The 22,811-nt window shown below is 65.1% G+C and carries 34 protein-coding genes and 1 pseudogene; 24 read left to right on the forward strand and 11 right to left on the reverse strand.

Annotated features, from left to right (window positions below):
• From rplC to KIT53_RS19765, 11 genes are all read left to right on the forward strand, one after another.
• On the forward strand, positions 1-523 hold a 523-nt coding region (gene rplC, locus KIT53_RS19715; protein ID WP_297756152.1), incomplete at its 5' end, for a 50S ribosomal protein L3.
• Positions 523-1,143, forward strand: coding sequence for a 50S ribosomal protein L4 (gene rplD, locus KIT53_RS19720; RefSeq protein WP_297756154.1), 621 nt, complete (start codon positions 523-525; stop codon positions 1,141-1,143). The genes rplC and rplD, both read left to right, overlap by 1 nt.
• Positions 1,140-1,454: a 50S ribosomal protein L23 gene (rplW, locus tag KIT53_RS19725; protein ID WP_297756156.1), complete on the forward strand. Its 315-nt coding sequence runs from the start codon at positions 1,140-1,142 to the stop codon at positions 1,452-1,454. The genes rplD and rplW overlap by 4 nt, the downstream gene beginning before the upstream one ends.
• A gap of 2 nt (positions 1,455-1,456) precedes the next feature.
• Positions 1,457-2,281, forward strand: coding sequence for a 50S ribosomal protein L2 (gene rplB, locus KIT53_RS19730; protein WP_297756158.1), 825 nt, complete (start codon positions 1,457-1,459; stop codon positions 2,279-2,281).
• A gap of 12 nt (positions 2,282-2,293) precedes the next feature.
• A complete protein-coding gene (gene rpsS / locus KIT53_RS19735) occupies positions 2,294-2,569 on the forward strand; it encodes a 30S ribosomal protein S19 (protein ID WP_204735724.1) in 276 nt (91 codons plus the stop codon).
• Between the two features lie 9 nt (positions 2,570-2,578).
• The gene (gene rplV / locus KIT53_RS19740) at positions 2,579-2,914 is read left to right on the forward strand and encodes a 50S ribosomal protein L22 (RefSeq protein ID WP_297756160.1); all 336 of its coding nucleotides are present in this window, start codon (positions 2,579-2,581) and stop codon (positions 2,912-2,914) included.
• 15 nt (positions 2,915-2,929) lie between these two features.
• Positions 2,930-3,808, forward strand: coding sequence for a 30S ribosomal protein S3 (gene rpsC / locus KIT53_RS19745; protein WP_297756162.1), 879 nt, complete (start codon positions 2,930-2,932; stop codon positions 3,806-3,808).
• 2 nt (positions 3,809-3,810) lie between these two features.
• Complete coding sequence (rplP, locus tag KIT53_RS19750) at positions 3,811-4,227, forward strand: 50S ribosomal protein L16 (protein WP_297756164.1); 417 nt, start codon at positions 3,811-3,813, stop codon at positions 4,225-4,227.
• 16 nt (positions 4,228-4,243) lie between these two features.
• Positions 4,244-4,444, forward strand: a complete 201-nt coding sequence (gene rpmC, locus KIT53_RS19755; RefSeq protein WP_297756165.1) for a 50S ribosomal protein L29 — start codon at positions 4,244-4,246, stop codon at positions 4,442-4,444.
• A 9-nt stretch (positions 4,445-4,453) separates the two neighbouring features.
• Positions 4,454-4,723, forward strand: a complete 270-nt coding sequence (rpsQ, locus tag KIT53_RS19760; RefSeq protein WP_297756166.1) for a 30S ribosomal protein S17 — start codon at positions 4,454-4,456, stop codon at positions 4,721-4,723.
• Between the two features lie 130 nt (positions 4,724-4,853).
• On the forward strand, positions 4,854-5,366 hold the full coding sequence (locus tag KIT53_RS19765) for a peroxiredoxin (RefSeq protein WP_297756168.1): 513 nt from the start codon (positions 4,854-4,856) through the stop codon (positions 5,364-5,366).
• On the opposite strand, the gene KIT53_RS19770 is transcribed toward KIT53_RS19765, so the two are convergent.
• Both KIT53_RS19770 and KIT53_RS19775 read right to left on the reverse strand, forming a co-directional pair.
• Positions 5,367-5,864: a GNAT family N-acetyltransferase gene (locus KIT53_RS19770; protein WP_297756170.1), complete on the reverse strand. Its 498-nt coding sequence runs from the start codon at positions 5,862-5,864 to the stop codon at positions 5,367-5,369.
• Positions 5,865-5,942: 78 nt separating this feature from the next.
• On the reverse strand, positions 5,943-6,614 hold the full coding sequence (locus tag KIT53_RS19775; RefSeq protein ID WP_297756171.1) for a cytochrome b/b6 domain-containing protein: 672 nt from the start codon (positions 6,612-6,614) through the stop codon (positions 5,943-5,945).
• Between the two features lie 153 nt (positions 6,615-6,767).
• Between KIT53_RS19775 and KIT53_RS19780 the strand changes: the two genes are divergently transcribed.
• On the forward strand, positions 6,768-7,217 hold the full coding sequence (locus tag KIT53_RS19780; protein ID WP_297756172.1) for a cytochrome c: 450 nt from the start codon (positions 6,768-6,770) through the stop codon (positions 7,215-7,217).
• A 77-nt stretch (positions 7,218-7,294) separates the two neighbouring features.
• On the opposite strand, the gene KIT53_RS19785 is transcribed toward KIT53_RS19780, so the two are convergent.
• Complete coding sequence (locus KIT53_RS19785) at positions 7,295-7,819, reverse strand: TlpA disulfide reductase family protein (protein ID WP_297756174.1); 525 nt, start codon at positions 7,817-7,819, stop codon at positions 7,295-7,297.
• A gap of 83 nt (positions 7,820-7,902) precedes the next feature.
• Between KIT53_RS19785 and KIT53_RS19790 the strand changes: the two genes are divergently transcribed.
• The gene (locus tag KIT53_RS19790) at positions 7,903-8,607 is read left to right on the forward strand and encodes a DUF4197 domain-containing protein (protein WP_297756176.1); all 705 of its coding nucleotides are present in this window, start codon (positions 7,903-7,905) and stop codon (positions 8,605-8,607) included.
• A 22-nt stretch (positions 8,608-8,629) separates the two neighbouring features.
• On the opposite strand, the gene KIT53_RS19795 is transcribed toward KIT53_RS19790, so the two are convergent.
• Positions 8,630-9,037, reverse strand: a complete 408-nt coding sequence (locus tag KIT53_RS19795; RefSeq protein WP_297756178.1) for a thioredoxin fold domain-containing protein — start codon at positions 9,035-9,037, stop codon at positions 8,630-8,632.
• A gap of 13 nt (positions 9,038-9,050) precedes the next feature.
• Complete coding sequence (locus KIT53_RS19800; RefSeq protein ID WP_297756180.1) at positions 9,051-10,316, reverse strand: CaiB/BaiF CoA-transferase family protein; 1,266 nt, start codon at positions 10,314-10,316, stop codon at positions 9,051-9,053.
• A gap of 52 nt (positions 10,317-10,368) precedes the next feature.
• Between KIT53_RS19800 and KIT53_RS19805 the strand changes: the two genes are divergently transcribed.
• The 5 genes from KIT53_RS19805 to ptsP are packed head-to-tail and all read left to right on the forward strand — an operon-like array spanning position 10,369 to position 14,686.
• Positions 10,369-10,932, forward strand: a complete 564-nt coding sequence (locus tag KIT53_RS19805; protein WP_297756182.1) for a hypothetical protein — start codon at positions 10,369-10,371, stop codon at positions 10,930-10,932.
• Positions 10,929-12,188: an MFS transporter gene (locus KIT53_RS19810; RefSeq protein ID WP_297756184.1), complete on the forward strand. Its 1,260-nt coding sequence runs from the start codon at positions 10,929-10,931 to the stop codon at positions 12,186-12,188. Before KIT53_RS19805 ends, KIT53_RS19810 begins: the two co-directional genes overlap by 4 nt.
• Before the next feature lie 9 nt (positions 12,189-12,197).
• Positions 12,198-12,644 carry a PTS fructose transporter subunit IIA gene (locus KIT53_RS19815; protein ID WP_297756186.1) on the forward strand — a complete coding sequence of 149 codons (447 nt, stop codon included), beginning with the start codon at positions 12,198-12,200 and terminating at the stop codon, positions 12,642-12,644.
• Positions 12,613-12,882 (forward strand): HPr family phosphocarrier protein, encoded by a 270-nt coding sequence (locus KIT53_RS19820; protein ID WP_297756188.1) that lies wholly within the window; start codon positions 12,613-12,615, stop codon positions 12,880-12,882. Before KIT53_RS19815 ends, KIT53_RS19820 begins: the two co-directional genes overlap by 32 nt.
• A 52-nt stretch (positions 12,883-12,934) precedes the next feature.
• On the forward strand, positions 12,935-14,686 hold the full coding sequence (gene ptsP / locus KIT53_RS19825; RefSeq protein WP_297756190.1) for a phosphoenolpyruvate--protein phosphotransferase: 1,752 nt from the start codon (positions 12,935-12,937) through the stop codon (positions 14,684-14,686).
• Here ptsP and KIT53_RS19830 read toward each other — a convergent pair.
• From KIT53_RS19830 to KIT53_RS19855, 6 genes are all read right to left on the reverse strand, one after another.
• Positions 14,670-15,530, reverse strand: coding sequence for a DMT family transporter (locus KIT53_RS19830; RefSeq protein WP_297756191.1), 861 nt, complete (start codon positions 15,528-15,530; stop codon positions 14,670-14,672). The genes ptsP and KIT53_RS19830 overlap by 17 nt on opposite strands.
• A gap of 56 nt (positions 15,531-15,586) precedes the next feature.
• Positions 15,587-16,285, reverse strand: coding sequence for an AraC family transcriptional regulator (locus tag KIT53_RS19835; RefSeq protein ID WP_297756192.1), 699 nt, complete (start codon positions 16,283-16,285; stop codon positions 15,587-15,589).
• A gap of 16 nt (positions 16,286-16,301) precedes the next feature.
• The gene (gene lipA / locus KIT53_RS19840) at positions 16,302-17,279 is read right to left on the reverse strand and encodes a lipoyl synthase (protein ID WP_297756209.1); all 978 of its coding nucleotides are present in this window, start codon (positions 17,277-17,279) and stop codon (positions 16,302-16,304) included.
• Positions 17,280-17,345: 66 nt separating this feature from the next.
• On the reverse strand, positions 17,346-18,041 hold the full coding sequence (lipB, locus tag KIT53_RS19845; RefSeq protein ID WP_297756194.1) for a lipoyl(octanoyl) transferase LipB: 696 nt from the start codon (positions 18,039-18,041) through the stop codon (positions 17,346-17,348).
• A 16-nt stretch (positions 18,042-18,057) separates the two neighbouring features.
• Complete coding sequence (locus KIT53_RS19850) at positions 18,058-18,342, reverse strand: DUF493 family protein (protein WP_297756196.1); 285 nt, start codon at positions 18,340-18,342, stop codon at positions 18,058-18,060.
• Between the two features lie 35 nt (positions 18,343-18,377).
• Positions 18,378-19,277 carry a D-amino acid aminotransferase gene (locus tag KIT53_RS19855; protein ID WP_297756198.1) on the reverse strand — a complete coding sequence of 300 codons (900 nt, stop codon included), beginning with the start codon at positions 19,275-19,277 and terminating at the stop codon, positions 18,378-18,380.
• Positions 19,278-19,418: 141 nt separating this feature from the next.
• On the opposite strand from KIT53_RS19855, the gene KIT53_RS19860 reads away from it, so the two are divergent.
• From KIT53_RS19860 to KIT53_RS19885, 6 genes and pseudogenes are all read left to right on the forward strand, one after another.
• Positions 19,419-19,934, forward strand: coding sequence for an ATP synthase subunit I (locus KIT53_RS19860; RefSeq protein ID WP_297756200.1), 516 nt, complete (start codon positions 19,419-19,421; stop codon positions 19,932-19,934).
• A gap of 15 nt (positions 19,935-19,949) precedes the next feature.
• Complete coding sequence (gene atpB, locus KIT53_RS19865) at positions 19,950-20,819, forward strand: F0F1 ATP synthase subunit A (RefSeq protein WP_297756202.1); 870 nt, start codon at positions 19,950-19,952, stop codon at positions 20,817-20,819.
• Between the two features lie 81 nt (positions 20,820-20,900).
• On the forward strand, positions 20,901-21,161 hold the full coding sequence (atpE, locus tag KIT53_RS19870) for a F0F1 ATP synthase subunit C (protein WP_366521942.1): 261 nt from the start codon (positions 20,901-20,903) through the stop codon (positions 21,159-21,161).
• A 47-nt stretch (positions 21,162-21,208) separates the two neighbouring features.
• A complete protein-coding gene (locus KIT53_RS19875) occupies positions 21,209-21,679 on the forward strand; it encodes a F0F1 ATP synthase subunit B (protein WP_297756206.1) in 471 nt (156 codons plus the stop codon).
• 9 nt (positions 21,680-21,688) lie between these two features.
• Entirely contained in the window at positions 21,689-22,222 is a 534-nt protein-coding gene (locus KIT53_RS19880; RefSeq protein ID WP_297756208.1) for a F0F1 ATP synthase subunit delta, read from the forward strand.
• 71 nt (positions 22,223-22,293) lie between these two features.
• Positions 22,294-22,811 (forward strand): annotated as a pseudogene (locus tag KIT53_RS19885) (F0F1 ATP synthase subunit alpha); the annotation flags it as partial.

Genomic DNA, 22,811 nt, shown 5'->3' on the forward strand with positions numbered 1-22,811 from the left:
CGCGCTCCAGGTCACCTTTGGTGCCCGCCGCGCCTCCCGTGTGACCAAGCCCGAAGCGGGCCATCTGGCCAAGGCCGGCGTCGAAGCCGGTGAAATCATCCAGGAATTCCGCGTCGCCTCCGACGTCGCTGCCCAGTACCAGCCCGGTGCCGTGGTGGCTGCCAACGCGATCTTCGCCGCTGGCCAGAAGGTGGACGTGCAAGGCACCTCGATCGGTAAAGGCTATGCCGGCACCATCAAGCGCCACAACTTCAGCTCGCAGCGCGCTTCGCACGGCAACAGCCGTTCGCACAATGTGCCGGGCTCCATCTCCATGGCCCAGGATCCGGGCCGCGTGTTCCCGGGCAAGAAGATGACGGGCCACATGGGCGATGAAACCAAGACCATCCAGAACCTCGACATCGTGCGCGTGGACGAAGCCCGTCAACTGCTCATGATCCGCGGTGCCGTGCCTGGCGCCAACGGTGGTTTCGTGACTGTGCGTCCCGCCGTCAAGGCCAAAGCTGCGAAGGGAGCTAACTGATGCAAGTTGAACTCCTGAACGACCAGGGCCAGGCATCGTCCAACGTGGATGTGCCGGAGACCGTGTTTGGTCGTGACTACAACGAAGCCCTGATCCACCAGCTCGTGGTGGCTTATCAGGCCAACGCCCGCCAAGGTACGCGTGCCCAAAAAGACCGCCAGATGGTCAAGCACTCGACCAAGAAGCCGTTCAAGCAAAAAGGCACGGGCCGCGCCCGCGCCGGTATGACGTCTTCCCCGCTGTGGCGTGGGGGCGGTCGTATCTTCCCGAACAGCCCAGACGAAAACTTCACCCAGAAGCTCAACAAGAAGATGTACCGCGCCGGCATGGCCTCCATCTTCTCGCAGCTCGTGCGTGAAGGCCGCCTGGCCGTGGTGGAGTCCATCAAGGTGGATTCGCCCAAGACCAAGCAACTGGCCGACAAGTTCAAGGCCATGAAGCTGCAGTCGGTTCTGGTGATCGCCGAGGAAGTCGACGAGAACCTGTACCTGGCCTCGCGCAACCTGCCCAACGTGCTGGTGGTCGAGCCCCGTTACGCCGATCCGCTGTCGCTGGTGCATTACAAGAAGGTGATCGTCACCAAGGCGGCGATCGACCAGCTCAAGGAGATGTTCGCATGAGCGCCGCACAATTCGACGAAGGCCGCCTGATGCAGGTTCTTGTGGCACCCATCGTGTCCGAGAAGGCCACCCTGGTTGGCGAGCAGACCAATACCGTGCTCTTCAAGGTGCTGCGCGACGCGTCCAAGCCCGAGATCAAGGCCGCCGTGGAACTGATGTTCAAGGTGCAGGTCAAGGGCGTTTCCGTGCTGAACCAGAAGGGCAAGACCAAGCGCTTTGGCAAGACCATCGGTCGTCGTGACCATGTTCGCAAAGCCTATGTGACCCTCATGCCGGGTCAAGAGCTGAACTTCGGCGGGGAGGGCGTTTAATCATGGCCGTCATCAAGATGAAACCGACTTCGCCAGGCCGTCGCGGCATGGTGAAGGTCACGCGTGACCAACTGCACAAGGGTGCGGGCTTCGCGCCGCTGCTGGAACCCCAGTTCCAGAAAGCCGGCCGCAACAACAATGGTCACATCACCACCCGCCACAAGGGCGGTGGTCACAAGCACCACTACCGTGTGGTCGATTTCCGTCGCAACAAGGACGGCATCCCGGCCAAGGTCGAACGCATCGAGTACGACCCCAACCGCACGGCGCACATCGCGCTGCTGTGCTATGCCGATGGCGAGCGCCGCTACATCGTCGCCCCGCGCGGCGTTGAGGTTGGCGCCACCCTGCTGTCGGGGTCCGAGTCGCCGATCCGCGTGGGCAACACGCTGCCGATCCGCAACATTCCCGTCGGGTCGACCATCCACTGCATCGAGCTCCAGGTCGGTAAAGGCGCACAGATTGCGCGCTCGGCCGGCGCTTCTGCCGTGCTGCTGGCCCGTGAAGGCATCTACGCCCAGGTTCGCATGCGCTCGGGTGAAGTGCGCAAAGTCCACGTGGATTGCCGCGCCACCATCGGTGAAGTGTCCAACCAGGAACACAGCCTGCGTCAACTCGGCAAGGCCGGTGTGAAGCGCCACATGGGTATCCGCCCGACCGTTCGCGGTACGGCTATGAACCCGATCGACCACCCGCACGGTGGTGGTGAAGGCAAGACCGGCGAAGGCCGCGCACCGGTGGATCCGTGGGGCAACCTGACCAAGGGTTACCGCACCCGCAACAACCGCCGCACGCAGTCGATGATCGTCTCGCGTCGCAAGAAGTAAGGGGTTGACAACATGACTCGTTCGCTCAAAAAAGGTCCGTTTGTCGACCACCATCTGCTGGCCAAGGTCGAGAAGGCCCAAGCCACCAAAGACAAGAAACCCGTCAAGACGTGGTCGCGTCGTTCGATGATCCTGCCCGACTTCATCGGTCTGACGATCGCCGTGCACAACGGCAAGCAGCACGTGCCTGTGTACATCACCGACCAGATGGTGGGACACAAGCTCGGCGAGTTCTCGCTGACGCGCACCTTCAAAGGCCATCCGGCCGACAAGAAAGCCAAGAAGTAAGGATCAACCATGAGTACAGAAACCCGCTCTGTCGTCCGTGGCGTGCGCCTGTCCGTGGACAAAGGCCGTCTGGTGGCTGACCTGATTCGCGGCAAGAAGGTCGATCAGGCTCTGAACATCCTGACGTTCACCCAGAAGAAGGCCGCAGGCATCGTGAAGAAGGCCCTGGAATCCGCCATTGCCAACGCCGAGCACAACGATGGCGCCGACATCGACGAACTGAAGGTCAAGACCATCTACGTCGAGCAAGGCACCACGCTCAAGCGCTTCGCTGCCCGCGCCAAGGGCCGCGGCAACCGCATCAGCAAACCCACGTGTCACATCTACGTGACGGTTGGCAACTGAAGAGGGCACAGGAATATGGGACAGAAAATCAACCCGACCGGGTTCCGCCTCGCAGTTTCCCGCAACTGGGCCAGCCGTTGGTACGCGAGCAACCGCGACTTCGCGGGCATGCTTGCCGAAGACATCAAGGTGCGCGAGTACCTCAAGGGCAAGCTCAAGAACGCGGCTGTATCGCGCGTGGTGATCGAGCGCCCCGCCAAGAACGCACGTATCACCATCTACTCGGCGCGTCCGGGCGTGGTGATCGGCAAGAAGGGCGAGGACATCGAGAAGCTGAAGAAGGAACTGGCCGCCAAGCTCGGTGTGCCCGTGGCCGTCAACATCGAGGAAGTGCGCAAGCCTGAAATCGATGCCAAGCTGATCGCGGACAGCATCACCCAGCAGCTCGAGAAGCGCATCATGTTCCGCCGCGCCATGAAGCGCGCGATGCAGAACGCCATGCGTCTGGGCGCCCAGGGCATCAAGATCATGTCGTCGGGCCGCCTGAACGGCATCGAGATCGCCCGCTGCGAGTGGTACCGCGAAGGTCGCGTGCCGCTCCACACGCTGCGCGCCGACATCGACTACGGCACGTCCGAAGCCAAGACCACGTACGGCATCATCGGTGTCAAGGTCTGGGTCTACAAGGGCGACACCCTGGGCCGCAACGACGCGCCCGTGGCCGCCGAGCCGCGGGTGGAAGAAGAGCGCCGCCCGCGTGGCCCGCGCCGTGAGCGCCCGGCAGGTCCTCCTGCCCGTGCTGCGGTGCGCCGCCCTGGCGCCAATGCCGCTCCGGCCGATGGCAGCGACAAGCCCGCCGCCGCCACCGAAGGCACCGAAACCAAACCCGCCGTTAAGCGCGTTCGCAAAGACGCCGCGCCCGCATCTGCAGCTGCGGACGGCAAAGGAGAATAAAGATGTTGCAACCTGCTCGCCGCAAGTTCCGTAAAGAACAAAAAGGCCGCAATACCGGCGTCGCCACGAGTGGCGCCACTGTCGCGTTCGGTGACTTCGGCCTGAAGTCGACGGACCGCGGCCGTCTGACCGCTCGCCAGATCGAGGCGGGTCGCCGTGCGATCTCCCGCCACGTCAAGCGCGGTGGCCGCATCTGGATCCGCGTGTTCCCCGACAAGCCGATCTCTCAGAAGCCGGCCGAAGTCCGTATGGGCAACGGCAAGGGCTCTGTGGAGTACTACGTCGCCGAAATCCAGCCTGGCAAGGTGCTCTACGAAATCGTGGGTGTGCCGGAACAGCTGGCCCGTGAGGCTTTCCAACTGGCGGCCGCCAAGCTCCCGCTGCGTACCACGTTCGTGGCACGCATGCTCGGCCAGTGATTCAGGAGAACACAAGATGAAAGCTGCTGAACTCCGCCAAAAAGACGTGGCCGCTCTGGAAGCCGAAGTGAAGTCCTTGCAAAAGGCCCACTTTGGTCTGCGCATGCAGAAGGCCACCCAACAACTCAACAACAACGCCACGCTGGGTGACACCCGCCGCGCGATCGCTCGTGCCAAGACCATCCTGGCCGAGAAGCAGCGTGCCGCTGCCAAATAAGGAGTGACCATGACGGAAGCTAAAACATCCCTCAAGCGCACCTTGATTGGCAAGGTGGTCAGCGACAAGCGCGCAAAGACCGTGACGGTGCTGGTTGAACGCCGCGTCAAGCACGAGCTCTACGACAAGATCGTGGCGAAGTCGAGCAAGTACCACGCCCACGACGAAAAGGGTGAGTACAAGCTGGGCGACTTGATCGAAATCACCGAGAGCCGCCCGCTGTCCAAGACCAAGAACTGGGTGGCTACCCGCCTGGTGCAAAAGGCTGCCTTGGTGTAAGCCTGTAGGCCGCCGTTCAGGCGCGCTGTGGAAAAGCGACCGACAATTCGGTCGCTTTTTCTTTTTCTGGGGTCCGCTTGTGCGGATCCGTCCACCACGGCCGCAGGGCCAGCACACGAGGAGTAACGCAATGATCCAGATCGGCGAAAAGATCCCGGCGACAACGCTGATGGAGTACAGCGAGGTCGAAGGCAATGGGTGCAGCATCGGACCGAATCCGGTGGACGTGCAGAAGGCGGCGGCGAACAAGACGATCGCCGTGTTCGCACTGCCCGGTGCCTTCACGCCCACCTGCTCTGCGAAGCATGTGCCAGGCTATGTCGAGCATGCGGCCGACTTCAGGGCTGCTGGAGTGGACGAAATCTGGTGCCTGAGCGTCAACGACGCCTTTGTCATGGGCGCCTGGGCGCGCGACCAGAAGACGGGTGACAAGGTGCGCATGCTGGCCGATGGCAGCGCCGACTTTGCCAAGGCCACGGGCTTGACCTTGGACCTTGCCGGTCGCGGAATGGGGCTGCGCAGCAACCGCTACTCGATGCTGATCAAGGATGGCGTGGTGAAGACGCTGAACATCGAGGCTCCTGGCAAGTTCGAGGTCAGCGATGCGGCGACCTTGTTGGCGCAGGCCCGGTCCGGCGTTTGATCAGAGATTGACTTTGAGGTAGTGCGCCCCGGCAATGGGGTTGTGGTAATAGGGCGCGACCTCGATGAAGCCTGCCTCCTGGTACAGGGCGCGGGCGGTTTCCATGTCGCTCAAGGTGTCTAGCAGCATGGTGGTGTAGCCGGCGAGCTGACCCTCCGTCAGAATGCGCTCCACCAGCAGGCGCCCCAGTCCGAAACCGCGGAAGGCCTTGCGCACGAACAGGCGTTTCATCTCGCAGGCGTTGAGATGGTCCGTGTTGTGCAGCGGCCGCAGCGCGCAGCAGCCGGCCGGCGTCTGGTCCACCTCGGCGAGCAGCAGTGCACCGGCGGGTGGCGCGTAGTCGCCCGGGAGTCCGGCGAGTTCGGCATCAAACCCCTGAAACTGCAGGTCGATGCCGAGTTCGCCCTGATAGTCCTGGAACAGGTCTCGAACGGTCTGCAGGTCTTGGGGAAACAGGGCCGGTCTCAATGTGACCGCGGCGGCTGCGGGAGCATTCATGTGGCGGGGCGGGGGCGGGGCTGGCCCGGCGATGGCGTGGCCGCCACTATACGACACGGGGCCCGGTGACCGCAGCCCCTAGAAACCCGGGTTCCCGAGCCGGTCGATCCAGGCCACCAAGCCGCCGCAGAGCGCGAGGACGACCAGTGCCAGCAGCCGTGTGGTCGCCGTGTCCCGGGATGCGGGCATCGGCGTTTCAAGCCGCTTGTCCCCGGTGAGCATGGCCTGGGTGAGGCCCCGCTTCTTCACCAGCTTGTAGAAGAGGATGGCCAGCAGGTGCAAGGCCACGAGGACCAGCACCAACAGCTTGCCCAGTTCCTTGTGGTAGCCCGTAGCGGCACTGACCGTGTCGCCCGAAACGAAGCGCGTGAGGGGGCCGAAGAAGGCGATCTCGTCGTCGCTCACAAGGCCGGTGCCGACCTGGATGGCAAGAACCAGAAGCAGGGCAAAGACCGAAAGCGCGCCCATGGGGTTGTGGCCGGCGAGTTCCTGAGGGGTGGCGCGGCCTTGCAGATAGCGCACCAGGGCGGTTGGCGAGTACAGGAATGTGGTGAAGCGCGACCAGTGGCCGCCGATGAGTCCCCACACGAAGCGGAACAGCAGCAGCGTGAAAACCACGTAACCCAGGCGCAGATGCCAGTTCATCAGATGGCCCCCGACGCTGCCCGTGACGACAAGTCCGACCACGCAGACAGCGAGAGTCCAGTGAAAGAGCCGGGTAGGGAGGTCCCAGATGCGGGTGGTTTGCATAAGGCTGGTCATCAGGGTGGATGTAGGGCGTATGGAGAAGATACACGTATACGCGGCGCAGTTCCTGCGGAACTTCGCCGGGTTTCATACACTCCTGCCGGCGTGGCGTCGCCACGTCTTCCCCACGTTTCCTCCCATCAAACAGGAGTTTTCATGAAAACAGCCCTTCCGCTGGCTTTGACGATCGCACTGGGTGCCGTTTCCGTACCTGCCATGGCCCAGTTCCAGAAGCCCGAAGATGCCGTGAAATACCGCAAGTCGGCGCTCACCGTCATGGCCAATCACTTCAGCCGTATTGGCGCCATGGCCAATGGAAGGGCGCCGTTCGATGCCAAGGTGGCGGCGGACAGTGCGGCCATCGTGGAAACCATGAGCCGCCTGCCATGGGAAGGATTTGTCGCAGGCAGCGACAAGGGCGAGACCGCGGCCCTGCCGGTTGTCTGGACCGAGCCGGCGAAATTCAAGGAAGCGCAGGAAAAGCTGCAGGCTGCCACCACCCAACTGGCTGCAGCCGCCAAGACAGGCAATCTGGACAGCGTGAAGACGGCATTCGGTGCCACGGCACAGAGCTGCAAGGCTTGCCACGACGCGTTCCGCAAATAAACGCGGGTCAGGCTCCGACAGGTGTCGGAAAAACAAAAAGCCGGGCTGGACCCGGCTTTGTTTCGTGGCCCGTGCCGTCAGGCCGCAAGCAGCTTCTCGATCAAGGTGTGCAGGGCCGCGAAATCGGGTTCGCCCACGTACCGCTTGACGATCTGCCCCTGCTTGTCCACCAGGTAGGTGGTGGGCGTGAGTTTGACGTCTCCCCACTGGCGTGCGATCTCGCCGGTGTTGTCCAGCGCCACCTTGAAGGGCATCTGGCGGCTTTGGGCGAAGTTGAGCACCCAGGCGGGAGGGTCGTACTCCATGGCGACGGCCATTGTGTCAAAGCCCTGCCCTTGGTACTTGTGCCAGGTGGCAATGATCTGGGGCATCTCCTTGACGCAGGTCACGCAAGTGGTGGCCCAGAAATTCACCAAGGTCACCTTGCCTTTGAAGTCGGCGGTGGTGGCCTTGCTGCCATCGAGCAGGACGAAGGTCGAGTCGGGCGCACTGTCGCGTCCTGCGCAACCGGCGCTCAGGCCCAGCGTCGCTGTGGCGCCAAGGGCGGCGGTGGCCAGAAGGGTGCGCCGGCGGTGCAGGCCGTGCGGGCTCAGATCGGTCATTGTCTTTTCACTTCCCGGGGCCCTATGTGGCCCCACGTCTTACACTGCATCGGCTGACAGCACTGTCCCAAAGAGGTTCCACCATGCAACGTCGCCAGTTTACCCAGTCCACCTCCGCCCTGATCGGTCTTCTGATCCTGTCTGCCCACCAGCAGGCACGGGCGATCTCATTGGCCGATCTCACCGACCGCGATGCCAGTCAGGGCATCAAGACAGCATTGGAGAAAGGCGCCCTGGCGGCGGTGGCGTTGCTGGGCAAAACAGATGGATTCCTTGGAAATCCAAAAGTTCGGATACCCCTGCCAGGATTTCTCGAGGATGCCTCCAAGCTGCTCAAGCTGACTGGCCAGAGCCGACAGGTCGATGAACTCGTGACCAGCATAAACCGGGCTGCCGAGGCCGCCGTGCCCATGGGCAAGAACCTGCTGGTGGGTGCGGTGAAGTCCATGAGCGTCACGGACGCCAAGAACATTCTGACCGGTGGCGACGACTCGGTGACGCGCTTCTTTGCCGAAAAGACGCGTGCGCCGCTGAGCGAGACGTTCCTGCCGGTGGTGACTCAGGCGACCGAGAAGGTGGGGCTGGCCCAGCAATACAACCGGGTGGCCGGCAAGGCGGCGGGCATCGGCCTTGTTCGGGCCGAGGACGCCAACATCCAGCGGTACGTGACCGGTAAATCGCTCGATGGCCTCTACACCATCATTGGCGAAGAGGAGCGCAAGATCCGCCAGGATCCGGTGGGTACCGGCAGCGCCATCCTCAAGAAGGTGTTTGGCGCGCTCAAGTGAGCGTGCGCCCGCTTCCTGGATTTCACCTGAGTTTCCGCCGAGCCTCGTTGAGGCGGGCTTCCAGGTATTCGCCGTAAAAGTCGGGCACGGCGATGCCGACCAGACGCTCCGCCAACTCGCGTCCGTCGGGGGCGAAGAACAACACCGTGGGTGTGAAGCGGGCCTTCCAGGCGGACGCCCATGCAGCCGGGGTGCCCATCTGTCCGTCGAACCCTTGCAGGTTGCTGGTGCGGTCCTGCACGTCCAGTTGCACCGCCTGTATCAGCCCTTCCTGCCGCATGGGCAGCAGGTACCGCGCCCGCACCATTTCGCAGTAGGGGCAGCCGGTGAGCGTGGTCATGACCACGAGCGGTTCACCGCGCGCGGCGGCCGCTTGCGCGGCCCCGCGGAGGGACGTGGGTGTGGGGAGGGGGGTAGACGGTGTGGCCATGGCAGGGCTGGCTTCAGACCGCGCCCTGCCGACGAAGCTCGGCCAGCCGCGCGGCAGGGTAGTTCAGCCAGTCGGCCAGCACCTCGCCGGTGTGCTGGCCCAGCAGTGGGGGAGGCAGATCGCTGCGCACGGGGGTGGCGCTCATCTTGATCGGGCTGGCCACCAGATCAACGGCCTGCGCCAGGGGATGGACCCAGGTGTGGACCATGTCCCGCGCGCGCACATGCGCATCGGCAAACACCTCCGCCAGGTTGTTGATGGGGCCGCAGGGCACCTTGGCCGCTTCGAGTGCGCCCAGCCAATCGGCCTTGCTCCGGGTCTTCAGCAGCGTTTCCAGCAAGGGCACGAGGGTGTCGCGGTGGCGAACACGGTTCTGGTTCAGGGCAAAGCGCGGGTCGCTGGCCAGTTCAGGTCGCCCGGCAACGGCACAGAACTTGGCGAACTGGTTGTCGTTGCCAACGGCCAGGATGATGTGCTGCGGCTGGCCCTGGGCGTCAGGCGCCACCTCAAAAACCTGGTAGGGCACGATGTTGGCATGCGCGTTGCCCGCCCGTCCTGGCACCTTGCCGTCCTCGCGTCCACGCACCAGGTAGTTTGCGCCCAGGTTGGCCAGCATGGCCACTTGCGTGTCGAGCAGCGCCATGTCGATGTGCTGGCCCTCGCCGGTGCGCTCGGCATGGCGCAGGGCGGCCTGTATCGCCACCGTGGCGTACAGGCCGGTGAAAAGGTCGGCGACCGCCACGCCCACTTTCTGCGGCCCCCCACCTGGCAGTGCGTCGCGTTCGCCGGTCACGCTCATGAGCCCACCCATGGCCTGGATAGCGAAGTCATAGCCTGCACGGTCTTTGTAGGGACCGCTTTGGCCAAAGCCGGTGATGGAGCAGTAGACCAGGCGCGGATTGATCTGGCGCAGGCTGTCGAAATCCAGGCCGTAACGCGCCATGTCGCCCACCTTGTAGTTCTCCACGAACACATGGGCCTGTTGGGCCAGCTCGCGTATCAGGGCCTGCCCTTGCGGGCACGCGATGTCGCAGGTGATGGAGCGCTTGTTGCGGTTCGCACCCAGGTAGTAGGCGGCTTCCGCGGTTTCGGCACCGTCGCGCCCGCGCAGAAAGGGCGGGCCCCAGCCCCTTGTGTCGTCACCGCCGGGGTGGTTGTCGCCCGGCGGTCGCTCCACCTTCACCACATCGGCACCGAGATCGGCCAGGGTCTGTGTGCACCAGGGCCCGGCCAGCACGCGCGACAAATCGAGGATACGGATACCATCCAGAGCATTCATATCGCCATTGTGCGCGAGGCCACGTTGCAACGGTGGCCCGCAGGATTTGTCCATGCCCCTGTTTTGTCCGGGCGCCGGGCAGGCTCGCCGCCGAGCGGCGGTGCTGCTGTGTCTGGTGTCCTCGTCTTATCTGCTCTCGTGCAGCCCCACGTTCAACTGGCGTGAATTGCGACCGCAAGGAACGCCTTTGCAGGTGCTGATGCCGTGCAAGCCCGAGCACGCCGTTCGCAGCCTGCCCATGGCGGGCGCAGCCACCGAACTGAACATGCACAGTTGTGACACCGGGGGGCTCAGCTTTGCCGTGGCCTGGGCGGACCTCGGTGACCCGGCGCGGGCCCAGGTGGCTCTGGCCGAATGGCCACGCGCCACCCTCGCCGCGCTGCACATGGACCCGGCGCAGGCCGATGCGCCTGCCCTGGCCTGGGACGCCCAAGTGCGTGGCGCACAGCAGGTGCGTGGGCTCAACGCCCAGGGCACCGGTCCCCAGGGGCGGACGGTGGTGGTTCGCGCGGCGTATTTTTCCCGCGGCACCCAGGTGTACCAAGCGGCCGTTTACGGCCCTGCCATTCCCGCCGAGGTGAGTGGCACCTTCTTCGAAGCGGTGCAGTTGCCATGACGTCGCGGCCCGAACCGTCCGATCTGCTGCCCGCACGCACCGCCGTCATCGTGTTTCTGGCCTTCGCCCTGGCCTACTTTCTGTCGGCTCTGCTGCGAGCCATCACCGCCACGCTGTCGCCCACCTTGAGCCTGGAGATGTCGCTCAGTGCGGGGGATCTGGGCTTGCTCGCAGGCGGCTACTTCATCGGTTTCGCGCTGACGCAGTTGCCCTTGGGGAACTGGTTGGACCGCCACGGTCCGCGCAAGGTGGTGCTGGGCTTTCTGACGGTGGCCGTCGCGGGCTGCGCGGCGTTTGCGCTGGCCACCAGCTTCTCCGGCCTCCTGGCCGCGCGCGTGCTCACGGGCATGGGGGTCAGTGCCTGTCTGATGGCGCCCCTGACGGGTTACCGCCGCTGGCTCACGCCGGCGGCGCAGATGCGGGCCAACTCGTGGATGCTGATGACCGGCTCGCTGGGCATGGTGGCCTCCACGTTGCCGGTGCAGTGGCTCATGCCGCTCACGGGCTGGCGTGGCTTGTTCTGGCTGCTGGGCGGGCTGATACTGGTCTCCATGGCGGTGCTGGCGGCCACCGTGCCGCGCTGGCGAACGGCCAGCCCGCCACGGGCTGAGGCTGCCCCACCGGCCGCCCCCGGGTACGGGTTCATCTGGCGGCACCCTTACTTCCGCCAAATGCTCTTTATTGGCATCTTCAACTATGGCGGCATGGTGGCGGTGCAGACCCTCTGGGCGGGGCCGTGGATGGTCAACGTGGCGGGCTACACACCCCAAGCGGCGGCCGCCGGCCTGTTTGGCATCAACGTCTCCATGCTGTGCACCTTCTGGCTCTGGGGCATGGTCAATCCCCACCTGGCGCGCCGAGGGCTGACGCCCGAGCGCCTGATCGCCTGGGGTCTGCCGCTCAGCTTCGTGGTGCTGGCGTGCATCGTCTGGCTGGGCGCTGGCGCCGGCTGGGTGTTGTGGGCGCTGTTCTGCGTCAGCAGCACATTTGTCTCGTTGTCCCAGCCGGCCGTGGCGCTCGCATTGCCGGCCGATGCGGCCGGTCGGGCGCTGTCGGCCTACAACCTGGCGATCTTTGGTGGCGTGTTCATCGTGCAGTGGGGCATAGGCCTGCTGATCGAGGCCCTGACCGTGCTGGGCTGGAGCGAGCCGACGCGGTACCGCGGCGCGGTGGCCATCTTTGGCTTGTGTTGCGTGTGGGCCTACCAGGATTTCTGGCGGGCCTGGCGGCGCTCCATCGCAAGGCCGGCCGGCTAAACTCGCGCCATGAACGGCATCTTCATCATTGCGCACGCGCCTTTGGCCGGGGCCCTGCGCCAATGCGTGCTGCACGTGTTCCCGGACGCCACCGACGCGGTGGCCGCGCTGGATGTCCAGCCCAACGTGCCGCCCGAAGAGTCGCTCGCTCAGGCGCGGGCGATGCTGCGCCAGATGCGGCTGCCCCAGACGCTGGTGGTGGCCGACGTGTTCGGCGCGACGCCCTGCAACGTAGCGCAGAAACTCATCGATGGCGTCAATTCCAAGCTCATCACCGGCGTCAACCTGCCCATGTTGCTGCGCACCGTGTCCTACCGGCACGAGTCGCTGGATGCCCTGATTTCCCGGGCCATGATCGGCGCCACGCAAGGCGTCATCCAGGTCGCCGTCACCGCTCCCCAGAACCAGGCCCGAAGAGCCCTCCATGATCAAGACCACCGTGACCATCAGCAATAAGCTCGGGCTGCACGCGCGCGCTTCGGCCAAGCTCACCAAGCTCGCGGGGGGCTTTGCCAGCGATGTGTGGATGACGCGCGCCGATCGCCGTGTCAATGCCAAGAGCATCATGGGCGTGATGATGCTTGCCGCCGGGCTCGGTAGTGTGGTGGAGATCGAGACCTCCGGTAGCGACGAACAGGCGGCCATGGATGCGCTGGTGGCGCTGGTCAACGACAAGTTCGGCGAGGGCGAATGACGGTGACGCCGGTTCCAGGCCCCGCTTCAGGCCGCCACGCCCGGGAGGCGCGATGACCTTCAGCGTCCACGGCTTGGCGGTCTCGCGCGGCATCGCCATCGGCAGAGCGGTGGTGGTTGCCTCCAGCCGCATGGATGTGGCGCACTACTTCGTGCAGGCCGACGAAGTGCAGAGCGAGATCGAGCGCCTGCGCCGCGCCCGCAACGCGGTTGCCGAGGACATTCACAAGGTACAGCAGAACCTGCACGAACTGGGATCGACCGATGCCCATCCCGAGCTCACCGCTTTGCTGGACGTGCATCTGATGCTGTTGCAGGACGAACAGCTCACCAGCGGCGTCAAGCACTGGATCGTCGACCGGCACTACAACGCCGAATGGGCGCTCACCACCCAACTGGAGGTGATCGCGCGCCAATTCGATGAAATGGAGGATCCCTACCTGCGCGAACGCAAGGCCGACCTGGAGCAGGTGGTGGAGCGCATGCTGCGCGTGATGCGTGGCGTGGAGTCCCCCGTGGCGGGTGAAGCCCGTCAGCCCGCCCCGGACAACGCGCCCGAGATCCCTCTGGTGCTGATCGCGCACGACCTTTCGCCGGCCGACATGCTCCAGTTCAAGCAGAGTGTGTTCGCCGGCTTCGTGACCGACGTCGGTGGCAAGACCAGCCATACCGCCATCGTTGCCCGCAGCATGGACATTCCCGCCGTGGTGGGCGCGCGCTCGGCCAGCCATCTCATCAAGCAGGATGACTGGGTCGTCATCGATGGCGATACCGGCGTGGTGGTGGTCGACCCCTCGCCCATCCTGCTGGCCGAGTACGGGTTCAAGCAGCGGCAGGGCGAGGTCGAGCGCGAGCGGCTTTCCCGGTTGAGGAACACCCCTGCCGTCACGCTCGATGGCCAGCGCATCGAGTTGCTGGCCAATATCGAACAACCCGAGGATGCGGCGGCTGCGCTTAAGGCGGGCGCGGTCGGGGTCGGACTGTTTCGCAGCGAGTTCCTGTTCATGGGGCGCGAGGGTAAGCTGCCTGACGAAGAAGAGCAGTACCAGGCCTATCGCCGTGCCGTCGAGGGCATGCAAGGGCTGCCGGTCACGATCCGTACGGTGGACGTGGGGGCCGACAAGCCGCTGGACAGGGGGGCTTCCCGTGGGGACGACCACCTCAATCCGGCGTTGGGCCTGCGCGCCATCCGCTGGAGCCTGGCCGAGCCGTCAATGTTCCTCGCGCAGTTGCGCGCCATCCTGCGCGCCGCAGCCCACGGCCCTGTCCACCTGCTCATTCCCATGCTGGCGCACGCCAGCGAGATCCGCCAGACGCTGGCTCTGGTGCGCCGGGCCAGCGAGCAACTCGAAGCCAGTGGTACCCGCCAGGGCCTGCTCAAGCTGGGCGCGATGATCGAGGTGCCCGCGGCCGCGCTGACCATCCCGCTCTTTCTGCGGCATTTCGACTTTCTGTCGATCGGCACCAACGACCTGATTCAGTACACGTTGGCGATCGACCGCGCCGACGAGTCGGTGGCCCACCTGTACGACCCGGTGCATCCCGCCGTGCTGCAACTGCTCGCCAGCACCATTGCCCAATGCCGCGAACAAGGCAAGGGCGTGAGCGTGTGCGGCGAAATGGCCGGCGACGTGAGCATGACGCGCCTGCTGCTCGGCCTGGGTCTGCGCAGCTTCTCCATGCACCCATCGCAGATCCTCGCGGTCAAGCAGCAGATCCTGCGTTGCGATGCCGGCCGGCTGCAGACCTGGGCGCAGAGTGTGCTCGCGGCCGAAGATCCGGCCGCGCTCATGACGGACGGCTGAACGCCTGTGGCTTGCGCGTGGCCATCACGGCCGCGCCAACGATCATCAGCGCAGCCAGCCCGATGGACAGGCTGGGCCGTTCGCCACGCAACAGCAGCAGCGTGAGCGTGGACAACAGTGGCGTGAGAAAGCTCAACACGCCGATCTGGCGCGCGTCCCCTCGCTTGAGCGCCGCATCCCACAGAAAAAAAGCACCGCCCAGCGGGCCCAGGCCGAGCACCACGATCAGTCCACAGTCGGTGGCCGACAGGCGCACCGCCGGTTCGAGCGCGGCGTGGCAGAGCAGGGCCAGCAGTCCCGAGAGCAAGGCGAAGCTGCCGATGGCGGCGCTTGGAAACGCCCGCACCCGCTGCGTGAGCAGCGAATAGCTGGCCCAGATGAAAGCCGAACCCAATGCGGGCAGATAACCCCAGGCCCAACCTGTCTGCGCACCTTCCCCCGCGCCACCCAGGATGGCCAGCGCAGCTCCTGCGAAGCCCAGGAACGCGGCCAGCACATGACGCAGTGCGAGCGTCACGCCGGGCAGAAACAATGGCGCCATGACCACGATACCCAGAGGCCAGAGGTAGTTCACCAGGTTGGCCTGCACCGGTGGCGCGTGGCGCAGTGCGATGAACAGCAGGAAGTGAAAGCCGAACAGGCCATACACGCCCAAGGCCAGCGTGGGGGCAGGGACGCGCCATTGGCGCAGGTCGAAGCGCGACAGTGGCAGTGCGATCAGGCTGCCGACGAGCAGGGCCAGGCCCGTGAGCAGAAAGGGCGGTACGTGCGAGAGCGCCACACCCAGTGCCGCCAGAGAGGCCCACAGCGCGATGGCACCCAGGGCGAGAAAGTTGGCATTCATGGGTCGCGAGCTTAGCGTGCGCCGTCGTCGCCCAGCTCGCGTCTGTCGTCGCGAGCCTATGGCCCGTGGGGGCGCTCGCGCCGCAGTGCGGCGGTCAATGCGGACGGCGAGCGGTAGCCACAGCGGCGCGCGGTTTCAGCGACCGGCAGGCCCTGGGCGCGGAGCATCCGAGCCTGTTCGAGCCGCAGGCCACGCAACCACTGCTGGGTACTCAGACCTTGCTCCTGCAGGCAACGGGCCGCCAGCTGCGATGCACTCAGATGGGCCTTGGCGGCCAGATCCGCCACGCGGGTCCCGGGGCCGGCGTCCAGAGCGTGGCGCGCCAACACGGTCCAATCGATGGCACGCCGAGGGCGTGAGGGTGGCGCTGAAGGCTCCGAAATCCAGGCCTCCAGCAACAAGGCCGGGCCCAGGGTGCGCGCGCGGGGCAGGCCAGCCTGGCAGGCCTGGGCCAGATACCGGGCCAGGGACTGCATGCCGTCCCGGGGCCTCGCGCCGGCGGCGCGGGCCCAGGCGTCTGCCTGGGTGTCCAGGACCAGGCAGCGGGCGCCCAGCCGGGACTCGAAATCGTGGCGTTCGCCTGGCGCGATGACGCAGCCATCACCGGCGGCAATGCGCCGGCCCCGGCCGCCGACGTCGAGTTCGAGCACGCCTTGCAGGCCGACCAGGATCTGGAAATGGTCGTGGTCGTGGCTGCCGTGCGAGGCGCCGTAGCTGCGCACGCTCAGGAGGTCGTTGCGCAAACCGGCTGCCATGGGTTTTGTGCGTTCCTCAGCGGTTCAGCACGCCGTGGGCTTGCTGGTCGGCGTGGTAACTGCTGCGCACCATGGCGCCGACGGCCGCGTGGGTGAAGCCCATTTCATAGGCACGGGCCTCGAACATCTTGAAGGTGTCGGGGTGCACATAGCGGCGCACCGGCAGATGGTGCCCGCTGGGTGCCAGGTATTGGCCGATGGTCAGCATGTCGATGCCATGGGCACGCATGTCGCGCATCACGTCCAGGATCTCCTCGTCGGTCTCGCCCAGGCCGACCATCAGGCCGCTCTTCGTGGGGACATGCGGGAACAGGGACTTGAACTTCTTGAGCAGATTCAGGCTGAACGCATAGTCCGACCCTGGGCGCGCTTCCTTGTACAACCGCGGCACCGTCTCCAGGTTGTGGTTCATCACGTCGGGCGGTGCGGCCCTGAGGATGTCGAGCGCACGGTCGTCGCGGCCGCGGAAGTCGGGTACCAGCACCTCGATCTGTGTCTGAGGCGAAAGCTCGCGGGTCTTTTCGATGCACGCCACGAAATGGCCTGCGCCGCCATCGCGCAGGTCGTCCCGGTCCACGCTGGTGATCACCACGTACTTGAGCTGGAGTGCCGCGATGGTCTTGGCCAGGTTCTCAGGCTCGTTCACGTCCAGTGGATCGGGTCGTCCGTGCCCGACGTCGCAGAACGGGCAGCGGCGCGTGCATTTGTCGCCCATGATCATGAACGTCGCTGTGCCTTTGCCGAAGCACTCACCAATGTTGGGGCAGCTCGCTTCTTCGCAGACCGTGACCAGCTTGTTCTGCCGCAGGATGTCCTTGATCTCGTAGAAGCGTGTGGTGGGGCTGCCGGCTTTCACCCGTATCCATTCGGGCTTTTTCAGCACCTCGGCGGGCACCACCTTGATGGGGATGCGCGCCGTCTTGGCCTGGCTTTTCTGCTTGGCCGTGGCGTCGTAGCTGCCGGCGGGCTGGGCCTGGTGGACAGTGGCGGGCATGCTCTCGGGAGCCGGGTTGGTGTCGAGACGGTTCATGGTGGGGCGCGTTGGGCGCGGGTGAGGGCGTCAGGGTGAGAGCAGGGCGCAGAGCTTCTGGCTCAGGACCTGCGCGACTTCGTCCCGCGAAGCCGGAATGCCGATTGTAGAAAGGTCCACCGTGCGCAGTCCCTGGTAGCCGCAGGGGTTGATGCGCTCGAAGGGTTGCAGGTCCATGGCCACGTTGAGTGCCACGCCGTGGTAGGTGCAGTGCCGGCTGACCTTGATGCCCAGCGCCGAAATCTTGCCCAGGCCATGGAAGTCAGGCTCCTCCAGGGGCTGGCCAGGCACCTTGCGCTGTGGACGCTGTGGCAGCAGCGCGTGGCTGCCTGGGTCGTCCAGGCGCACATAGATGCCGGGGGCGCCGGCAACCCGGTGCCCAGTCACGCCAAACAGGTCGAGGGTGCGGATGACCGCCTCTTCGATCCGGTAGACGAATTCCTTGACGAAATAACCCGCTCGCTGCAAATCGATCAACGGATAGGCCACCACCTGCCCGGGGCCGTGGTACGTCACCTGGCCACCGCGGTTGGTCTGAACCACGGGTATGTCGCCCGGCGCCAGCAGGTGGTCCTCCCGGCCGGCCAGTCCCTGCGTGAAGACCGGCGGGTGTTCGCAGATCCAGAGCTCGTCCGGCGTGTCGGCCTGGCGCTCGGCAGAGAACGCCTGCATCGCGGCGTAGGTGGGCGCATAGTCCACCCGGCCGAGGTCGCGGAGGACGATCATGGCGCACCCGGTCGCATCAGAGAACCACCTTCACCATGGGGTGCGTGGTCAGGGTGCGGTAGAGCTCGTCGAGCTGTTCGCGGCTGGTCACGCGCACCGTCAGCGTCAGGCCCAGGTAGTTGCCAGCCTTGCTGGGCCGGTGCTCCATGGTGAGCTCGTCGAAGGCCTCATCGAAAGCGCGCGCGACGTGGGCCATGGCGGCAGCGAAGCCATCCACATTTGGTCCCATCACCTTGATGGGGAAATCGCTCGGGTAGGTGATGAGCGACTGCTCGGGAGGAATCTCGCGGGGGAAGTCCATGGCCGTTTCTCGCGGGTTGTGAAGGGCGTGGCGGCTCAGCGCGCTTGCGCGGCCACCGTCCGTTGGTAGGCGTCGTACAGACGGGCATACACCGGGCCGGGCCGGCCCTGGCCGATCGGCTGCCCGTCCAGCGAGGTGACGGGCAGAACCTCCTTGGACGCCGACGACAGCATCAGCTCGTCCGCACCGAATACCTCCGCGCGCGTGATGCGGCGCAGTTCGAAGGGAATGCCCAGCGTCCGGCAGAGCTCCTCGATCAGGCCGAACCGTATGCCTTCGAGCACCAGGTGGTCCTTGGGGGGACCCATGACCACGCCCCGCTTCACCACCCAGACGTTGCTGGCGGCGGCCTCGCTGAGAAAGCCGTCGCGGAACATCACCGTTTCCACCGCGCCCGCGTCCGCGCTGATCTGGCGCGCCAGCACGGAGCCGAGCAGGCTCGTGCTCTTGATGTGGGCTTTCTGCCAGCGGAAGTCGTCCGCCGTCACACAGGCCACACCGTGCTCGCGCTGCGCGGCGGACGCCAGGCGCATCTCGCCCACGGTCACCAGCACGGTGGGGCGCAGGCCTTCGGGCATCACGTGGTCGCGCACCGCCACGCCGCGCGTGACCTGGATGTAGACCAATTGATGCCGGGAGGCGGTGGACGTGCGCAGCGCGTCGATCAGCCGCCGTGCGATGGCGAGCCACTGCTCACGCGTCAGCGGCTGCGGAATGCGCAATTCACGCAGCGAGCGCTCCAGGCGGTCCATGTGGTGCTCGAAACGGAACAGCCGACCGTCATAGGCCGGCAAGACTTCATAAGCACCATCGCCAAAGATGAAGCCCCGGTCCAGCACACTGACACGCGCCTCGCTCAGCGGCGTATACGCTCCATTGAGGTAACACAGCGTGGACGGCAGCGCGGGGGTATCGCCGAGAGGTGCGAAGTTCATCGCCGGATTATCCGTGGCGTGGGCACAAGCCTGGTGCGATCTGCCAAGTCGCCTTGACGGAGACGTGGGGTTTCTACGTATAATCAATGGCTGTGCCCAGTTGCCCGTGAGTGAATCTTTGCCTGAATTGTTGCCGTTGCCATGACGACAAAGCCCCGGGTGACGTCGACAGAGCCCACCCCGGGAAGCTGGGAAGATGGGGGCGAGGAGCTTGAATTCAAGCCGCTGAGCCACGAGGAAGCGCTGCGCTGGCGTGCCACGCAACCCCGCTTCTCGCCGTGGACGGTGGTGGGCTGGCAGGTGTTGCTGGCGGTGCTCGTCACTGTGCTGGCATGGTTTCTGAGTACCCGGGTCTCCGTGGTGGCGTCGGTCTCTTATGGAGCGGCCGTGGTGCTTGTGCCCACGGCGCTGATGGCCTGGGGGATGACGTCCAGTGCGTTGTCCCGGCTGTTCGCGGGTGTTGCCAAGGCATCGCTGGCGGGCTTTTTTTTGTGGGAAGGTGTCAAGCTGCTGCTTGCGCTGGCCATGTTGTGGTCAGCCCCGCGCATCGTCACCGACCTGAACTGGCTGGCCCTGGTGGCTGGTCTGGTGGTGGTTCTCAAAGCGTACTGGCTCGGGCTGTTGTTCGGGTCGCGTCGCCCGAAATCAAAACTGTGAATTGGTGTAACTGACATGGCTGCTGAAGGTACTGGACCGACTCCCGGCGAATACATCCGCCACCACCTGGTTCACCTGTCGAACAAGAAGCAGGAGTCGATCGTCGATTTTTCGGTGATCAACATCGACTCGGTCGTGGTCAACGTTCTGCTGGGCGCGCTGATCTGCTTCGTGCTCTGGCTGGCTGCCCGCAAGGCACATGCCGGTGTGCCGGGTCGTTTCCAGGCCGCTGTTGAAATTCTCGTGGAGATGGTTGAAAACCAGGCCAAGGCCGTTATCCACAATGCCACCAGCCGCAAACTGGTCGCGCCGCTGGCCCTGACCGTGTTCCTGTGGATCTTCATGATGAACTTCATGGACCTGCTGCCGGTGGACCTGCTGCCCCAGATCTGGCATAAGGCCGGCCCGGCCATGGGGTTCAAGGACTACCTGCGGGTGGTGCCGTCCGCCGACTTGTCCACCACGCTGGGCCTGTCCACCTCGGTGCTGTTGATGTGCCTGTTCTACAACATCAAGATCAAAGGCCTGGGTGGCTGGGCACATGAGTTGGTGAGTGCGCCTTTCGGGACCAGCAAGAACCCGGTGTGGGCGGTGCTGCTGGGGGTGGTCAACTTCCTGATGCAGATGATCGAATTCATCGCCAAGACGGTGTCGCATGGCATGCGGCTGTTTGGCAACATGTTCGCGGGCGAGCTGGTCTTCATGCTGATTGCGTTGCTGGGGGGTTATGCCGCCATGTCGCTCAGCGGAGGGCTGTTCTTCGTCGGGCACCTGGTCGCCGGCACGGTGTGGGCCATCTTCCACATTCTGGTCATCACCTTGCAGGCGTTCATCTTCATGATGTTGACGACCGTGTACCTGGCCATGGCGCACGAGTCGCATTGACCCGGCGGCTTTGCCCGTCTTGTTGACCCACCACCATCAGTTTGGCGTGAGCCAGGAGGAAAAATGGAACTTGTAGCGCACATTGCGAGTGTCCAGGGGATGACGGCGATCGCCGTGGCGATCCTCATCGGCATGGGTGCCATGGGTACCGCCATCGGTTTCGGCCTGTTGGGCGGAAAGTTCCTGGAGGGCGCCGCGCGCCAGCCCGAACTTGCACCGATGCTCCAGATCAAGCTGTTCATCGTCGCCGGCCTGCTCGACGCCGTCACCATGATCGGCGTGGGTCTGGCGCTGTTCTTCACCTTCGCCAACCCGTTCCTCGCGGGTGTGTCGGGCGGCTGAGTAGGCAGGCAGCCCACTAGGCCATTCGACTAACGGAGGGAAGAGCCGTGAGCATCAACGCCACGCTGCTGGCCCAGATGATCGTCTTCGCGCTGCTCATCTGGTTCACGATGAAGTTCGTGTGGCCGATCCTGCTCCAGGCGATGCAGGACCGCGAGACGCGTATCTCGGAAGGTCTTGCGGCGGCTGAGAAGGGTCGTCACGACCTGGAACTGGCCGAGAAGCGCGCGGCCGAACTCATGCGCGAGGGCAAGGAAAAGGCCCAGGAGTACATCGTTCAGGCGCAGAAGCGCGCGGACGAGATCGTCGAGGAGGCGAAGGACGTGGCACGCGCTGAGGGCGAGCGCCTGAAGAGCGCGGCCCGCGCCGACATGGAGACGGAACTGAACCAGGTGCGCGAGAACCTTCGCGCCCAGGTCGCTGCGCTGGCGGTCGCCGGTGCCGAGCAGATCCTCGCCCGTGAGGTCGACGTCAAGGCCCACAAGCAGATGCTCGACAAGCTCAGCGCGAGTCTCTAGGACGAGGCCATGCAGGAAAATCTCACTCTCGCCCGGCCGTACGCCCAGGCCGTCTACAAGCAGGCCGAGGAACAGGGCGCTTTCGGCGGCTGGTCGGCCGCACTCGCACTGCTTGCCGCCGTCGTCGAGCACCCGGACATGCAAAGGGTCATCAACGACCCGCGCATGGACGACGATCGCCTCGCCGAACTCATCGTCTCGCTCGGGGACAAGACGCTGTTCCCGGCGGCGCGCAATTTCGTGCACGTGCTCGTGCAAGCCGAAAGGCTGGCCGTGGCGCCGGAAATCGCCGCCCTGTATGAACAGATGCGTGCGTCGGCCGAAGGCGTGAGACACCTCGAGGTGAGTTCAGCGCACCCGCTGAGCGACGAGGAGCGTCGCGCGCTGGCCGCGGCCCTGGAAAAGCGCCTCGGCGCCAAGGTGGATCTCAAGGACGAGGTCGACGAGTCCCTCATCGGTGGCGTGGTCATCCGCGATGGCGACCGCGTCATCGATGCATCGGTACGGGGAAGACTACGGGAACTGGCCCTGCGCCTGGCCTGAACGGCCACGCGCCCACTGGTCACCATGCGACCGCCGATGTCGGCGGTCGGGAACGAAACAGAGGTTGAGTCATGACGCTCAGCGCGACCGAAATCAGCGACCTTATCAAGCAGAAGATCCAGAACCTGGACTTCGGCGTCGAAGCGAGAACCGAAGGCACCGTGGTGAGCCTCACTGACGGCATCGCCCGCGTGCACGGTCTCGGCGACGTGATGCAGGGCGAGATGATCGAGTTCCCCAACAACACCTTCGGCATGGCGCTGAACCTGGAGCGCGACTCCGTGGGTGTGGTGGTGCTCGGCAGCTACCGCCACATCTCCGAGGGTGACACCGTGCGCTGCACGGGACGCATCCTCGAGGTCCCCGTGGGCCGCGGGCTGCTCGGCCGCGTGGTCAACGCGCTGGGTCAGCCGATCGACGGCAAGGGCCCGCTCGAGACGAAGGAGCGGCGCCGCATCGAGATCAAGGCGCCGGGCATCATCGGGCGTCAGCCGGTGAAGGAGCCGCTGCAGACGGGGCTCAAGGCCATCGACTCGATGATCCCGATTGGCCGTGGCCAGCGCGAGCTGATCATCGGGGATCGCCAGAC

Source organism: Hydrogenophaga sp. (assembly GCF_026125785.1).
GTDB lineage: Bacteria > Pseudomonadota > Gammaproteobacteria > Burkholderiales > Burkholderiaceae_C > Hydrogenophaga.

Bases quoted from the DNA above. Each gene is read 5' to 3' on its own strand.
- atpB (WP_297756202.1), top strand. From the start codon at position 19,950: ATGGCTGCTGAAGGTACTGGACCGACTCCCGGCGAATACATCCGCCAC.
- rpmC (WP_297756165.1), top strand. From the start codon at position 4,244: ATGAAAGCTGCTGAACTCCGCCAAAAAGACGTGGCCGCTCTGGAAGCC.
- KIT53_RS19765 (WP_297756168.1), top strand. From the start codon at position 4,854: ATGATCCAGATCGGCGAAAAGATCCCGGCGACAACGCTGATGGAGTAC.
- KIT53_RS19790 (WP_297756176.1), top strand. From the start codon at position 7,903: ATGCAACGTCGCCAGTTTACCCAGTCCACCTCCGCCCTGATCGGTCTT.
- KIT53_RS19850 (WP_297756196.1), bottom strand. From the start codon at position 18,342: ATGGACTTCCCCCGCGAGATTCCTCCCGAGCAGTCGCTCATCACCTAC.
- KIT53_RS19835 (WP_297756192.1), bottom strand. From the start codon at position 16,285: ATGGCAGCCGGTTTGCGCAACGACCTCCTGAGCGTGCGCAGCTACGGC.
- KIT53_RS19855 (WP_297756198.1), bottom strand. From the start codon at position 19,277: ATGAACTTCGCACCTCTCGGCGATACCCCCGCGCTGCCGTCCACGCTG.
- rplB (WP_297756158.1), top strand. From the start codon at position 1,457: ATGGCCGTCATCAAGATGAAACCGACTTCGCCAGGCCGTCGCGGCATG.
- lipB (WP_297756194.1), bottom strand. From the start codon at position 18,041: ATGATCGTCCTCCGCGACCTCGGCCGGGTGGACTATGCGCCCACCTAC.
- KIT53_RS19780 (WP_297756172.1), top strand. From the start codon at position 6,768: ATGAAAACAGCCCTTCCGCTGGCTTTGACGATCGCACTGGGTGCCGTT.
- KIT53_RS19805 (WP_297756182.1), top strand. From the start codon at position 10,369: ATGCCCCTGTTTTGTCCGGGCGCCGGGCAGGCTCGCCGCCGAGCGGCG.
- lipA (WP_297756209.1), bottom strand. From the start codon at position 17,279: ATGCCCGCCACTGTCCACCAGGCCCAGCCCGCCGGCAGCTACGACGCC.
- rplW (WP_297756156.1), top strand. From the start codon at position 1,140: ATGAGCGCCGCACAATTCGACGAAGGCCGCCTGATGCAGGTTCTTGTG.
- rpsC (WP_297756162.1), top strand. From the start codon at position 2,930: ATGGGACAGAAAATCAACCCGACCGGGTTCCGCCTCGCAGTTTCCCGC.
- KIT53_RS19820 (WP_297756188.1), top strand. From the start codon at position 12,613: ATGATCAAGACCACCGTGACCATCAGCAATAAGCTCGGGCTGCACGCG.
- rpsQ (WP_297756166.1), top strand. From the start codon at position 4,454: ATGACGGAAGCTAAAACATCCCTCAAGCGCACCTTGATTGGCAAGGTG.
- rplV (WP_297756160.1), top strand. From the start codon at position 2,579: ATGAGTACAGAAACCCGCTCTGTCGTCCGTGGCGTGCGCCTGTCCGTG.
- KIT53_RS19815 (WP_297756186.1), top strand. From the start codon at position 12,198: ATGAACGGCATCTTCATCATTGCGCACGCGCCTTTGGCCGGGGCCCTG.
- rplD (WP_297756154.1), top strand. From the start codon at position 523: ATGCAAGTTGAACTCCTGAACGACCAGGGCCAGGCATCGTCCAACGTG.
- rpsS (WP_204735724.1), top strand. From the start codon at position 2,294: ATGACTCGTTCGCTCAAAAAAGGTCCGTTTGTCGACCACCATCTGCTG.
- KIT53_RS19785 (WP_297756174.1), bottom strand. From the start codon at position 7,819: ATGACCGATCTGAGCCCGCACGGCCTGCACCGCCGGCGCACCCTTCTG.
- KIT53_RS19830 (WP_297756191.1), bottom strand. From the start codon at position 15,530: ATGAATGCCAACTTTCTCGCCCTGGGTGCCATCGCGCTGTGGGCCTCT.
- rplP (WP_297756164.1), top strand. From the start codon at position 3,811: ATGTTGCAACCTGCTCGCCGCAAGTTCCGTAAAGAACAAAAAGGCCGC.
- ptsP (WP_297756190.1), top strand. From the start codon at position 12,935: ATGACCTTCAGCGTCCACGGCTTGGCGGTCTCGCGCGGCATCGCCATC.
- KIT53_RS19800 (WP_297756180.1), bottom strand. From the start codon at position 10,316: ATGAATGCTCTGGATGGTATCCGTATCCTCGATTTGTCGCGCGTGCTG.
- KIT53_RS19775 (WP_297756171.1), bottom strand. From the start codon at position 6,614: ATGCAAACCACCCGCATCTGGGACCTCCCTACCCGGCTCTTTCACTGG.
- KIT53_RS19795 (WP_297756178.1), bottom strand. From the start codon at position 9,037: ATGGCCACACCGTCTACCCCCCTCCCCACACCCACGTCCCTCCGCGGG.
- KIT53_RS19880 (WP_297756208.1), top strand. From the start codon at position 21,689: ATGCAGGAAAATCTCACTCTCGCCCGGCCGTACGCCCAGGCCGTCTAC.
- KIT53_RS19810 (WP_297756184.1), top strand. From the start codon at position 10,929: ATGACGTCGCGGCCCGAACCGTCCGATCTGCTGCCCGCACGCACCGCC.
- KIT53_RS19770 (WP_297756170.1), bottom strand. From the start codon at position 5,864: ATGAATGCTCCCGCAGCCGCCGCGGTCACATTGAGACCGGCCCTGTTT.
- KIT53_RS19860 (WP_297756200.1), top strand. From the start codon at position 19,419: ATGACGACAAAGCCCCGGGTGACGTCGACAGAGCCCACCCCGGGAAGC.